This is a genomic window from Hathewaya limosa (genome assembly GCF_030815255.1).
Lineage (GTDB): Bacteria > Bacillota > Clostridia > Clostridiales > Clostridiaceae > Hathewaya > Hathewaya limosa.
Map to the genome: position 1 here is coordinate 67192 of NZ_JAUSWN010000005.1, position 13334 is coordinate 80525.

Genomic DNA, 13334 nt, shown 5'->3' on the forward strand with positions numbered 1-13334 from the left:
CGAGGTGAAAATATGTTAATAATATTGTTGATTTTCTCTTTATTATTTTCCTTTGGAGTATATATGATAATGGCAGATTTATTAAAGTTTCCAGATATCAAAGCTTCAAAGGCGGTACTAAGCATAAGTAGAAGAGAAAAGAAAAAGACACACAATGTTGATTTTTTAATACTTGAACTGTCAACTAAACTTTCTAAAAGGATAAAGATTAATGATTATAAAAAAAGAAAGCTTATAGCAATTTTAAAATCCGCAGAAATAAACTTAACTCCAGAAACTTATATAGCAAAAGCTTATGTTAAAGCAGGAATGGTACTATTAAGTATTATCCCTGCTTTATTTATTTTCCCTATGATCATTCCGGCAATTATATTTTTAGTTGTGGCAGTATATTTTAAAGAAATTAAAGCTGCTGAGGATAAGGTTAAAAATCAAAGAGAAGAAATAGAATATGAACTTCCAAGGTTTACATCTACTCTTACCCAAGAACTAAAAGCAAGTAGAGATATATTATCTATTCTTGAAACCTATAAACAAAATGCAGGGAAAGCTATGAAAAGAGAACTTGAAATAACTGTTGCTGATATGAAATCAGGAAGTTTTGAGGGAGCACTTACAAGGTTTGAGACAAGGCTTGGAAGCTCAGCATTATCAGAAGTAGTTCGAGGTCTTATAAGTGTTCTTCGTGGTGATGATGGAGTGGTTTATTTTCAAATGTTATCCCATGATTTAAAGCAACTAGAGCTTCAAAGACTTAAAACTTTAGCTGCAAAACAGCCTTCAAAGATAAGAAAATATTCCTTTGCAATGCTTATGTGTTTTGTATTTATGTATCTTACGGTAATGGGAGTCCAGATAATGAAAACCATGGACCAACTTTTCTAGGGAGGTGCTAGAATGATTAAACTTTTAAAAGAAAAGAAGGGTGAAGGATACATAGATACTGTAGTTATTGTTATTGCAGCAATTATGGTTATTTCTTTTGCAGTAAAGATATTTCCTATATTTGTAGCAAAAAATCAACTAAATAATTATGCAAATGAAGTTATGAGAACTGCTGAAATTTCAGGAGGAATAGGTACTGAAGTAAGTGTTAAGGAAGAAAGTCTAAAGGAACATATGGGAATAAATCCCAGAATATCGTGGCAGGCAGATTATATTAGTGGAACAAATAAAGTACAGCTAAATGATGAAATTACTGTAATTGTTACTAAAACTGTAGATATAGGTTTCTTTAGTTTTGGATCTTTTCCTATAGAGCTTAAATCTAAAGCTACAGGAAGGAGCGAAGTATATTGGAAATAAAAAATATAAAAGGGATATTGAAAGAGAAAAAAGGAAATGCCCTTCCACTTGCTTGTGCAATAGTTTTATCTTTGATACTTATATTTAGTGCAGTATCTGAATACATGAGGCTTCAAATTATAGCAAAAGGAGTTCGAGATGCCCTTCAAACCTCAATAATATCGGTAGCTTCACAAAATTATGATGATATATATAATGGACTTCGTGAAGGCTATAGTGGAGGATATACTTTATCATCATCTGATGTTTGGGAAAGTAAAGTAGATACAGGAGATGTATTTTCATATCTTGACAATCTTTTAGGTTTAGAGAAGGATGAAGCATATCACATTAAATATACATCAAAAGAAGCAGAATATAGGCTTTCAGACCTTAAAATTAATGTTATGAATACACCATTAGCTCCAGAAAATCCAAATAGTTTACCTAAATTTCAAGCGCAAGCTATTATTTATCTTGAAGTGCCTTTATCCTTTGGATGGGACAAGTTACCACCATTAAAATTAAATTTAAAGGTTAATGCAGGTTACACCGCAAAATTTTAAAGTTAATAACATGTCTACAGGTAATAATGTATACAACGTGTGAATAAAAAATAATTAAAAAATATCTGGACAATTTATGAAAAATATGTTTATTTTTTAACAAGGGCAGAAAAAACTATTATGTTAAAAAATTAAGGGAGGGAATGTCAATGAGAAAATTTAATTTTAATTTAAAGAAAAATTTAGTTGTATCACTTCTTATTGTTTTAGCTATATCTCTCGGACTAGGTTTAGCATTTCATATCAATAAAGCACCTAAAAATAAAGACAAGCAAGTTTTATCAGAGGTAAAGAAAAAAGATGAAGTTAAGGTAGATGAAATAAAAACAGATAATGAACAAAAAATTAAAGTTCCAGTAATTAATAATTCTAATGGTACAGAAAAATCTTCCCAAAGCAATGGAGAAAGTAATAATACGGGAAATGAAAAAACACAAATAGTACCTAAAAAACCAGAACCACCAAAGGAAAAGCCTAAGACTACTGATGATACAAAGAATAAAAAGAAAGTACCTACTTATCCTGAAAAAGAAGTAAAACCACAAAAAGAAACTACACCAAAGGGTGGAGAAAAAAATAGTAAAGGGCAAGTATATTTTCCCGGCTTCGGATGGGTTGATGATAGTGGAGCTAATAAAGGAGAAAACGTAACATCAGACGGAGATATTGATAAACAAGTAGGTACAATGGATTAGTAAAATAAAAATATTTTTTAGAGAGTACAATGATTAAAACTGTACTCTCTAATTTTTTTTGGAGGTATAAGCTCATGAAAAGAGTAACAGCATTTTTAATTTGTTTAATGCTAGTAATTTTTTGTGCTCCCATAAGTGTATTGGCTGAAGGAAATGGTAATTTTGATGGAGGAGGAGGTGAAATGGGAAATGGTTCATCTCAAAATTTTTGGAATCCAGGTAATGATGGGGTAAGGGTTACTGTTATTAGATGTAAAGATCAAATGCCAGTTACTACACCTATTGATTTTTCAAATAAAAGCCAGCCGTCTAAACTTGCCCATTTTGGGAAAAAATCTAAGATTCAGTACAGGAATGGAGCAAGGTTAACTCCAAATATAAATGGATATAGGTATTCAAAACCATCCAAGCCTATGCCAAGAATCATAGGTTCAAACAGTTATGCTATAAATATTGAAGCTACTAAAAAATATTTTTGTTCTGAATATGCTTTAAAACTAATTGCAAATCTTACAGGAATGAAATATGACAGGCTTATATGTGGAGAGTATAAAATACTGTTAGAGCCTATAGCCTATATGACATTTAGAGGTTCTTATATGGCAATAACTTCCCATGAAGCAGCTTTATATGACGAAAAATTGGGAGGAGGGCTTAGAGCAAAAATGGTAAGTTTATCTCATAAAAATTTGCCACTTGCTTTGTTTTTGCAAACTTCTGACTTAGGGTTTGCTTCTTGGTCAGGAGCTAAAAATCAAAAGGTATCAAATGCACAGATAAAAGCATATTTAGGTCTTGGTATTGTTAGATTTGGAGCAGCAGATAAGGGAGTGAATATTGATACTAAATCTTATGAATATAGATGTGATACAGATGTTATTACTTCAATAACTGTAAACACAGATAGAAGAAGAACACCTGACAATCCTGTATCTGTAACCTTTAGAGTAAATGGACAAAACTATACTGTAAGTAATATTTATATTCCAGAAGGAGAATCTCAAAAGGTTTGGTTTAAATGGCATACTCCTAAAACGCCACAAACATTAAATATTGATGTAAGAGTAAGTGGAGCATCAGCAGGTAAAGCCTATATTACAGCAAAAATTGTAGAACTTAAAGAAAATACTCCACCGAATCCAACGGCTAATGATAAAAATAAAGGTTTTAAAGCTTCAAGTATTCCAAGTAAAGCTCAAAAAACTTCTGCTAATTGGGGAAAATGGGAATGTTATTGGGAAGCAAAATGGGAATGGGAAGCAAATTGGAACTGGGTTAGCACTGGTGAAAATACAGGTCATTGGGTGGATAATGGTAAATGGGTTGATAGAGGTGATTGGAAATACAGATGGTTAAGTTATTATGCAAATTTTTCAGCTAATATAAATGTGAAGCCTGATAGTAAAGTACCAACGGCTTATTCAAAAACTATGAGATCAGGATATGGAATAAACTTAAATGTAACTGGTAATTTAAGTTCAAATGCACCAATGTCATCTATAACAGGCGCACAAAATGTTATATCGTATTATACTGAATTTAATTATAAAACTTATAATAGGGTATTAGATTTAATAGAAGGAGGATATTCCTCAAGTTTTCAGCTTAGAAAAAATAAATATTCTATCTATAATCAAAGGGTTCATTTTACCCCTATATGGTATCCAGATGGGATTTATACAGTTTATGCTGAGGTTATAGATGTATGGACACCAGATGGAATGCTTTCTGTTAATTTAAATGATTATGTAAATATAAAAGGCAGCTTATATGATGATTGGCATATAGGGCCACAGTTTTAAGAGAAAGAATAATTGAACTTTGTGGAGATCTACCTAAAGTTGAACTATTTGCAAGAGAAACTTGTGAAGGGTGGGTTTGCCTTGGAAATGAAATTGATGGATTAGATATTAGAGAAAGCATTAAAAAAGTGAAGGAGATGTAAAAATTTATGAGAGTATTAATAGTGCAACCACAAGCAAGACCTTATATTGCAGAAATAGAAAAAGGATTAGAGCCTATGCAAGAGATAGTTGGCGGTTCAATTGAAATGGTAGATTTAGATGATAATACAAGTCTTGTTTGCAATGAAGAAGGGAAAGTAAAAGGGCTTGAAGGAAATAGACGTATCGGCAGAGATATAGTTGCTGGTACATTTTTTCTTTGTGGATTTAATGAGGATGGAGAATCTATTTCCCTAACAGATGAACAGATTTCAAAATACTATGAAAGATTTAGAGAACCAGAGTATTATTCACAGGAAGAAGTAGAAGATTCAGCTTTTATGGATATATATTTATCAGATTATGAAGATGATATGGAACTATAGGAGGTGCAGTATGAAGCAGAGTATACCTATTATTATGTTATTACTTAGTTTAGTTGGAGGAGGAGTAATATTTTTTCTAAAGAAAAGTAATAACAAAAATAAGGCTACAGAAAGTAAGGAACGAATAAATGCTAATGATTTTGTAAATGTAAAAGATATTAAAGACCGTTACCTTTATACAAGGGATGGTTATATTATTATGTATATAAAAATTAATCCTATAAGTATTGATTTATTATCTGAAAGAGAAAAAAAGCTTTTATGTAAAACCCTTACAGCAGAGCTTTCCAGTGAACAAAAGCCTTATAAATTTTTAGCAGTATCAAGACCAGTAGATATATCTCCACTGATAAATGAGTATACAGGAATTATTGCAAACAGTTCTGACCAAAAGCAAAAGGACTTACTCAGAAATGAAATGCTTGTAATGAGTAACTACGCTTTATCTGGAGAAGTGGTTGAGAGACAATTTTATATTGTACTTTGGGAGAAGTATGAAGAAGATATTGAAAGAGAAATTTCTAAAAGATGTTATGAGTTTAAATCAAAAATTGAAAGTGGAAATATTCATTGTGAAATATTAAAACAACAGGACATAGTAAGGCTTTGCAATCTTATTAATAACCCTTCTTATACCAATATTGAAGATAGTGAGGTTGAAGCTACTATACCTATTTTTTAGGAAAACTAAGATTATCATATATAAAATAAAAATTACTAGGGAGATGTAATAATGATTAAAAATAAAAAGAATATTGGAACAGAAATAACACTAAATAATGCTCTTTTAAATATAATTACTCCTATGGGACTTGAAATTAAAAGAAATAGTCTTGTTATAGGAGAAAACACAGGAAGAATTTATGGAATAGTGAAATACCCTCAAAAAGTAGATTATGGATGGCTTTCTAAAATTACAAACATACCAAGCACCATTGTCAGTGTATCTTTTACACCTATTGATAATGGTGCTTTTATTGAGAGTCTTTCAAGAAATGTAATTCAAAGTCGAGGAGCTGCTGAAAGTGCCAAAGACCCATTATCACAAAAGAGAGCAGAACGTTCAGCTCAAGATGGAGAAAAGATAATGGTTCAAATAGACCAAAATGGAGAAACAGTAGGACTTATGGGAATTACAATTATGCCTATATCAAGAGAAGATGAATCATTTAATAAAGTTTGTAGAAAAACAGAAAGTACTTGTGCCATGAGTAAATGCAAGCCAAGAAATCTTGCAAATTTGCAGGAGCAGGCTTTTAAAAACATATCTCCTTTTTATACTTCTGATGAAAATATAGAGCAAATAGTAAGTAGAATAGTTCCACTATCCACCTTTGTAGGTGGATTTCCTTTTTCATCAAGTGGATATAATGATGGGACAGGCTATTATTTCGGAAGAGATTCAAGTGGAGGGCTTATCATACTTGATACATGGAAAAGAGGAAATGATAGAACCAATACGAATATGGTTATAATGGGTGTAGCAGGAGTTGGAAAGTCTACTGCAGTAAAACATATAGCATTATCAGAGTATATGAAAGGAACTAAAATAATATTTGTAGACCCAGAGCGTGAGTATAAAGAGTTATGTGAAGCTTTAAATGGAGATTGGATTAATGCAGGCGGTGGAAGCAATGGAAGAATAAATCCACTTCAAATAAGACCTACTCCAGTAGATGATAATGATGAGATTTATAAAGATGAAGGGCAAGGCATGGGAGATATGGCTCTTTATATTAAAAACTTAGAAATATTCTTTAGTCTTTATATTCCTTCCTTAACAGATAGAGAAAGAGCTATACTTAAGGATTCTATAATTGAACTTTACAATAACTTCAACATTACTTGGGATACGGATATAAATACTTTAAGTAATGAAGAATTTCCAATATTCATAGACCTTTATAATTTGGTAGAGAAAAAATCAAAGAGAAAAGAAAAAACACGTAAGGAAAGTGAAATAAATATATATGCAGATCTTGCTTTACTTTTAAAAGATATAGCTATGGGAAGTGATTCGTTCCTATGGAATGGCTACAGTTCTATAAAAACCAACACAAGATGTATATGCCTTGATACCCATGACCTTCAAAATACTAATGATAATATTAAGAGAACTCAATATTTCAATATACTTACATGGTGCTGGCAGGAGATGAGCAAAGATAGAAATGAAAAAGTATTGTTAATCTGTGATGAAGCCTACCTTATGATTGATACCAATGTGCCTCAAAGCCTTGTGTTTCTAAGAAATGTAGAAAAGAGAGCAAGAAAATATGAGGCGGGAGTAGCTATAATAAGTCATTCGGTAGTAGATTTTCTTGATCCTCAAATAAAAATGTATGGACAGGCATTACTTGATATACCTTGCTTTAAAATTATAATGGGTACAGATGGCAGAAATCTACAAGAAACAAAAGAACTTTACAATTTAACAGATGCAGAAGAAGAACTTCTTGCAAGTAAAAAGAGAGGAAATGCTTTATTGATGATAGGTTCAAAGAGGCTTCATGTAGTATTTGAAATACCGGAATACAAATTTGAGTATATGGGGAAGGCTGGGGGAAGATAAATTGAGAAAATTTATAATTTTATGTCTTATATTGTGGGTAATGATGGTATAATTAGAAGTAGGTTGTGTCTATAATAGGAAGTTCAGATACATGTTTGTTAGAAAAATAAATAGTTTTTTATCATACTTTATAAATTATTTAGTAGTTATTAAACGTAATTTATAAAGTTGTTAAATTCATTTAAGTATCAATATATTAGTAAGAGGTTAAGTTGAAACATATGAAAAGGAGGATAATTATGTTTTATCATAAATTTGAAGCTATATCTTCATGGTATGGATACGAATATCAAGGTGTACTTGCCATATACTATACATTAAAGAAAATAAATAAATTAATAAACAAAAAAATGGACATATATAAAATAAAAGATAAAGTAAGTGGGTACAGCGTAGAATTAGAGTATATGGAAGATTTTTCGATAAAGTTTAATAAACAGTATGAATCATTCCATCAAGTAAAGAGTGGAACAAGCAAATTAAAGAAAGATGATGTAATGGATACATATATGAAGTTACTAGAATTTGACTTTCAAAAACAAAAAGATATAAAAGGATATTTCCATGTAAATGTAAAGAACAAATTAGCACCTATTAAAAATGAACTAATTAATTGTATAAAGAAAGACCTATTAGAGCTTAAGGATAAGTTAGGGGATTTAAAAAGAAAAGATAGTATAGATTTTAGAAGTAGTAAAAAAGGAGGTTCTATACAAATACTCAAAGATTATATGAATGATGTTAAATGTGATAAAAATGATATAGACAAACGAAATAAATGTATTGATGAGTTAATATGTAACTTAGATGAAATAATAAATCATTATTTTAGCAGCGAGAATAAATATAAATCTATTATTAATCAATTAGTTGAATATGAAGAAACATTTGAAAATATAGATGATATAGAGAGGCAAATATATAGTGAGATAAATAAGTTACACAAATCAACTATAGATCATGAATTTAAAACGAATAATAAATCATATCAGGAAAAGGAATTATGTAGATTAGGTTGTTTAATAAACAAACATATTGATGATAGGCATAGTGGAGTTAAAGTTAGAGAAATTTTATTTAAAGATTTTATAGACATTTTTGATGAAGATTTAAACAACTGGGGTGTAAATATTGAATATTATGATTATATGTATAGAAAACAGCTATATAAATATTTTAATGAATATAAAATTGAAAAAGAAGAGAATAATGAATGTGAAAATTGTAATGAAAAATGCTATTTAGAAAAACAATCCTTATTTATAAGTAAGTTATCTCAAAAACATTTTAAAATATTTTTAGATAACATACATATTGGAAAACGTGATAACTTTTTTTCTTTCCCATCATATGACGAAATTAGAAAAACAATTTTTGAAAGCATGTGTGAAAATCATAAAATCGGAAAAGAAGAAAAATTGAATATAGGAATAGTGAAGGATAATAGTAGCTACTGGGTAATTGCTAATCTTGATAATAAAAATCGCACATTTATGAGAAAGTTATTTGACAATGATAATAACAATATAAATATATTAAGAGATGCAGATATACTTATAACGGATGATATTTCTATAAAAGAATTAAATGCTGCGAGACAACAATATATGCATATTCCTGAAGATGAATTAAAGCGAGTAATAGATATAGATGGTACGGGTAAAGAGAATAAAACAAATAATAATTATACTCAAATAAGAGTTAAGTCTGTAGTTAAATTAAAGGAGGTTAAGGAGGAGTTGTTATGAATAAAATTATATCAAAAATATTTAAAGAAAAGGGATATTCCACTAAAGAAGCATTCCAAGATATAGGGGAAAAGGGGTTCATAGGAAGTTGTATTACTGGAAAAAATGATTATTATTTTGTTATAGAAGTGACATCAGATAATTTAAGTAATAATAGAGTTGAGGATGTTATAGAAAAAATAATAGATAATTATTGGAATGATAATATTCTTAAAGAATATGGCGTTAATAGTGACTATAAGAAGAATACATCTTTAATAATTTTATTAAAACTTAATGACAAGAAAGATGAGTTAGGATTAAGCAATAATATATATGATATTGAGGAATCACCATTTTATTTTAAAAGATATGTTATAACTTATACCAACGAAGAAAAAGAAATACTTAATAAAGTTCAAGTTAGTGATTATAAAAAAATTATTTCTGATGGAAGTATATTTAAAAAGTATAAAATAGGAAGTGGATATGAAGATGGAATGGAGTATGTTTGCAAATGTGATAATTCCAAAACATTATTGTATGGAATAGTAGCAAAGTGCTACATAAAAATTCCGTTTATGGACTATAAATACGAAAATGAAAAAGAAATACCATTATTAGATAAATTACTTGAAGATAAATTCAATGAAAATGAAAAAAAAATTATATCGAATGTTGTTAATGGATTAAGTTGTGAAGATGTTAAGTATGATAAACTTATTGAATACATAGATGATCCTTCTGAATCAGAACTAGATGAAATTTATAAAAATATTATGAAAGAATTAAATGATGAATATAAATTACTATAATGGAGGATTTACTTATGGAATATTATATTAGTAAAATATATTTAAAAAACTTTAAATGTATTGGAACTGAAAATGGAATAATAATAGATTTTAATATTGACAATGGATTAATTGCATTAAGTGGACCAAATGGATTTGGTAAAACTACTATTTTTGATGCTATTCAAATATCATTTTGTGATGATATTGATAGAATAAAATGCATAAATGCAAAGAATAAAAATATAAAAGATAATATATATATCTATAAGAATAGAGAATTAGCTATAGTTGGATTAGAATTAAGGAATAAAGAAGATAAAAATATTATAACACTAGTTAAAACAATAAGAAAAAGTGAAAGTAATAATGAGACTAATAGGAAAGAAAGTATAGAAAGTTATTATAGTAATGAAGGTATCAATATAGATAAAATCAATAAAAAGGTATACGGACAAAAAATAGATAACTTATCAAAATTTCTAGAAGAAAAATTAGGATTAAATAACAATTATTATAATTCGTTTTACTATATTAGTCAAGAGAGTGAATCTAATTGTTTGAAACAGGGGTTAAACTGTAGAAAGGATATCTTTAATGCTTTAATGAAGATTGAAACACAAGTTAATGTTGAAAATCGAATTAGTGATATTTTAAATGAAAAAAAGTCAATGAACATAAAAATGGAAATAAAGAATAGAAAATTAGAATTAAAAAATAAAATAAAATCTTTGAATTTTAAAGGAAAAGAAAAAATTGAACATGAAGATTATATTATGGTTTTCAATGAAGATGATGGTGTAGAATGGGATAGTATAGAATTTAGCATAAAAGATAAGGAACCAATTACAGAAATTGAAAATATAGTAGAATTAATAAAAAATTATGAAGTATATAAAATTAGAAATAATAATAAATTAGTAAGCAAATATTCTAATGAAATCATTTTAAACAAAATTATTGATGTAGTAACATATACAGATTATGATAGTATGGTTGATTTAGAAAAGAATATTAGAAAAAAAATCGAGGATTTAAGAACATATAAAAAAATATATGATTCAAAAGAAAAAATTCAAAAATATAAATTTGACAAAGAAGATATTGGTGAAACTATAACATATTTAAATAATCAATTAAAATTAGAGTTAGAAATAGAAGAAATAAAAAGACAAATTAAAAATGTTGTTTTAGAAAATGAAAGATTGAGCAATAATAAAAATAACTTAAAAAAATTAAAAGAAAACATTAAGGAACTTAATACAATATTTTTGAACTCAACTAAGGAAGAAGAACAAAACGTTTGTCCATTTTGTAAAACTAACTTCAATAATTCTAAGGAATTACAATCTAAAATTAAAAAAAATATAGAGGAATTGGAAAAGCAAATACCTGTTAAAAATAAAGATGATGAGGAAAATCTGAAAAAAATTTTTGAAAATATAACTGAAAAAGCTGAAGAATATTTGAAAGAAAATAAAATAAATATAGAGGTAAATGATATAGATAATGTTATACAAAAATTATTACAATATAATACAGAACAAAACATTAAGGATGTTATTAAATGGTTTATAGATAACAAAATGTTAAAAAAAATAGTAAGTAAATGTAAACAAAATCAAATTGATGAATTGAAGAAGATTATACAAGAAAAAATGATAGAAGAACCACAAGAATATACTGAAGAACAGTATATCAATGATATAGGACTATGTGAAAAATATAAAAATAAATTAGAATTTAATTCGGAGTTTTTGGAAAAATTAAACAAAAAAGCAAGATACTTTAAATGTAAATTATATGAATTAGATTGTAAGACTAATATTGAAATCAATAATGATTTAAAGACATTATTTAAATTGAGTGAATTACAGTCTAAATTAGAAGAAATAAAAAAAGGGTATACTAGAATAATTAAAAATTTTAAAAAACAGATTATCAAAAATATAGAAATCCCCTTATATATATATACTGGTAAAATAATTCAGACATATCAGGGTGGATTGGGTGTTTTTATAAAAGAAGATACTAATACTGATAATATAGTTTTTACACCAAATCCAAATGAGACAGAACATGACATAGTAAATACATTTAGTTCTGGACAATTAGCTGCTTTTTCAATAGCGTTTTTACTTGTTGTAAATCAATTATATCTTATTAAACAAAAAGATAAATGTATACTTAAAACGATATTGATTGATGATCCAGTTCAAACAATGGATGATGTAAATATAGCTTCATTAGTTGAAATTTTACGTAATCAGTTTTCTAATTATCAAATTATAATGTCTACTCACGAAAGTGATAAGGTTAACTATATAAGATATAAATTTGAGAAATTTGGAATAAAAACAATGGAATATAATGTGAAAAAGAATTTTTTTAGTGATATAAAACTATGATTTTAAATATGTTTTAACTTCCCATTATCCATATAATGTAACATTTGTACAAGCATCTGCCCAAAAACCAGATGCCATTTTTTTACGCAAAATAAAATAAGGGGGCACGATACCATGGCATTAGATCCAAAATCAGCAGCCACCATTGCTAAAATAGCAATCCAAGCTACAAAAGATGATGAAACTAGAAACAGAATAATTTTTATTTCGATGGCACCGATTATTTCGGTGCTTTTAATTTTGGCTTTTATAGTTTATATCCTCACTAACCCTATTGAAATGTTAAGTGGCATTTTTCTTGGAAATGAGTTAAATCAAGTAAAAAACCTTAGAAGTCAATATGGATATGAACAGCTGATAAATCCAAATGACAACAGTTATTTAGAAAGTAGTGGTTTGGATTTTTCAGGGATATCCTTCAAAGATAGTTCTACAGAAGTAGTTTATTATAATCAAGCTGATGCAAGATGGAAAGACAAGTCTTATGGGAAAACTGGAACTATAGGAAGAAGTGCATGTGGGCCAACTTCACTTTCTATAGTAGTTTCAAGTTTTACAAACAAGAAAGTAGATCCAGTTCAAATGAGTAAATGGGCTTATGAAAATGGGTATTATTGCGAAGGTGTAGGATCTTATCATACATTAATACCTTATGGAGCAAAACACTTTGGACTTAAAGTAGAAGGATGTACAGCAAATGAGCCACAAAGGATAGTTGATGCGCTTTCTAAAGGAAAACTTATAATTGCAATTATGTCAAAAGGGCATTTTACAAGGTGTGGGCATTTTATTGTACTTAGAGGGGTAACTGTAGATAAAAAAATTTTAGTAGCAGATCCTGTAAGCAGGAGAAGAAGTGAAGAGAAATGGGACTTATCAATTATCTTAAATGAAGCAAATAAAGGAGCAGATGCAGGAGGCCCATTTTGGATTATTAGTAAAACATAAAATTATTGGAG

The 13334-nt window shown here is 28.3% G+C and carries 13 protein-coding genes; all 13 read left to right on the forward strand.

Annotated features, from left to right (window positions below; translation table 11 throughout):
- The first annotated feature begins 12 nt into the window (after nt 1-12).
- The 13 genes from QOZ93_RS04130 (at nt 13) to QOZ93_RS04190 (ending at nt 13323) form a co-directional block, all read left to right on the forward strand.
- Nucleotides 13-885, forward strand: a complete 873-nt coding sequence (locus QOZ93_RS04130) for a secretion protein F (RefSeq protein WP_425544902.1) — start codon at nt 13-15, stop codon at nt 883-885.
- Between the two features lie 12 nt (nt 886-897).
- Nucleotides 898-1305, forward strand: a complete 408-nt coding sequence (locus QOZ93_RS04135) for a DUF4320 family protein (RefSeq protein WP_307355203.1) — start codon at nt 898-900, stop codon at nt 1303-1305.
- A complete protein-coding gene (locus tag QOZ93_RS04140; protein ID WP_307355204.1) occupies nt 1296-1850 on the forward strand; it encodes a hypothetical protein in 555 nt (184 codons plus the stop codon). Before QOZ93_RS04135 ends, QOZ93_RS04140 begins: the two co-directional genes overlap by 10 nt.
- Before the next feature lie 149 nt (nt 1851-1999).
- Nucleotides 2000-2545 (forward strand): DUF6550 family protein, encoded by a 546-nt coding sequence (locus tag QOZ93_RS04145; protein WP_307355205.1) that lies wholly within the window; start codon nt 2000-2002, stop codon nt 2543-2545.
- Between the two features lie 74 nt (nt 2546-2619).
- The gene (locus tag QOZ93_RS04150) at nt 2620-4347 is read left to right on the forward strand and encodes a DUF8193 domain-containing protein (protein ID WP_307355206.1); all 1728 of its coding nucleotides are present in this window, start codon (nt 2620-2622) and stop codon (nt 4345-4347) included.
- Nucleotides 4323-4490 carry a hypothetical protein gene (locus QOZ93_RS04155; RefSeq protein ID WP_425544901.1) on the forward strand — a complete coding sequence of 56 codons (168 nt, stop codon included), beginning with the start codon at nt 4323-4325 and terminating at the stop codon, nt 4488-4490. The genes QOZ93_RS04150 and QOZ93_RS04155 overlap by 25 nt, the downstream gene beginning before the upstream one ends.
- Before the next feature lie 6 nt (nt 4491-4496).
- Nucleotides 4497-4874: a DUF3846 domain-containing protein gene (locus tag QOZ93_RS04160; RefSeq protein ID WP_307355207.1), complete on the forward strand. Its 378-nt coding sequence runs from the start codon at nt 4497-4499 to the stop codon at nt 4872-4874.
- Nucleotides 4875-4884: 10 nt separating this feature from the next.
- Entirely contained in the window at nt 4885-5556 is a 672-nt protein-coding gene (locus QOZ93_RS04165; RefSeq protein ID WP_307355208.1) for a hypothetical protein, read from the forward strand.
- A 51-nt stretch (nt 5557-5607) separates the two neighbouring features.
- Entirely contained in the window at nt 5608-7446 is a 1839-nt protein-coding gene (locus tag QOZ93_RS04170) for a VirB4 family type IV secretion system protein (RefSeq protein WP_307355209.1), read from the forward strand.
- A 239-nt stretch (nt 7447-7685) separates the two neighbouring features.
- Complete coding sequence (locus tag QOZ93_RS04175; RefSeq protein WP_307355210.1) at nt 7686-9194, forward strand: ABC-three component system protein; 1509 nt, start codon at nt 7686-7688, stop codon at nt 9192-9194.
- Nucleotides 9191-9988, forward strand: coding sequence for an ABC-three component system middle component 1 (locus QOZ93_RS04180; protein ID WP_307355211.1), 798 nt, complete (start codon nt 9191-9193; stop codon nt 9986-9988). The genes QOZ93_RS04175 and QOZ93_RS04180 overlap by 4 nt, the downstream gene beginning before the upstream one ends.
- A 14-nt stretch (nt 9989-10002) precedes the next feature.
- Nucleotides 10003-12375 (forward strand): AAA family ATPase, encoded by a 2373-nt coding sequence (locus QOZ93_RS04185; protein WP_307355212.1) that lies wholly within the window; start codon nt 10003-10005, stop codon nt 12373-12375.
- Between the two features lie 114 nt (nt 12376-12489).
- The gene (locus QOZ93_RS04190) at nt 12490-13323 is read left to right on the forward strand and encodes a C39 family peptidase (protein ID WP_307355213.1); all 834 of its coding nucleotides are present in this window, start codon (nt 12490-12492) and stop codon (nt 13321-13323) included.
- Nucleotides 13324-13334: the final 11 nt, after the last annotated feature.

What these genes read in the sequence shown, in the direction of transcription:
- QOZ93_RS04130 (WP_425544902.1), top strand. Translation starts at nt 13, where the DNA reads ATGTTAATAATATTGTTGATTTTCTCTTTATTATTTTCCTTTGGAGTA.
- QOZ93_RS04135 (WP_307355203.1), top strand. Translation starts at nt 898, where the DNA reads ATGATTAAACTTTTAAAAGAAAAGAAGGGTGAAGGATACATAGATACT.
- QOZ93_RS04145 (WP_307355205.1), top strand. Translation starts at nt 2,000, where the DNA reads ATGAGAAAATTTAATTTTAATTTAAAGAAAAATTTAGTTGTATCACTT.
- QOZ93_RS04150 (WP_307355206.1), top strand. Translation starts at nt 2,620, where the DNA reads ATGAAAAGAGTAACAGCATTTTTAATTTGTTTAATGCTAGTAATTTTT.
- QOZ93_RS04160 (WP_307355207.1), top strand. Translation starts at nt 4,497, where the DNA reads ATGAGAGTATTAATAGTGCAACCACAAGCAAGACCTTATATTGCAGAA.
- QOZ93_RS04165 (WP_307355208.1), top strand. Translation starts at nt 4,885, where the DNA reads ATGAAGCAGAGTATACCTATTATTATGTTATTACTTAGTTTAGTTGGA.
- QOZ93_RS04170 (WP_307355209.1), top strand. Translation starts at nt 5,608, where the DNA reads ATGATTAAAAATAAAAAGAATATTGGAACAGAAATAACACTAAATAAT.
- QOZ93_RS04175 (WP_307355210.1), top strand. Translation starts at nt 7,686, where the DNA reads ATGTTTTATCATAAATTTGAAGCTATATCTTCATGGTATGGATACGAA.
- QOZ93_RS04180 (WP_307355211.1), top strand. Translation starts at nt 9,191, where the DNA reads ATGAATAAAATTATATCAAAAATATTTAAAGAAAAGGGATATTCCACT.
- QOZ93_RS04185 (WP_307355212.1), top strand. Translation starts at nt 10,003, where the DNA reads ATGGAATATTATATTAGTAAAATATATTTAAAAAACTTTAAATGTATT.
- QOZ93_RS04190 (WP_307355213.1), top strand. Translation starts at nt 12,490, where the DNA reads ATGGCATTAGATCCAAAATCAGCAGCCACCATTGCTAAAATAGCAATC.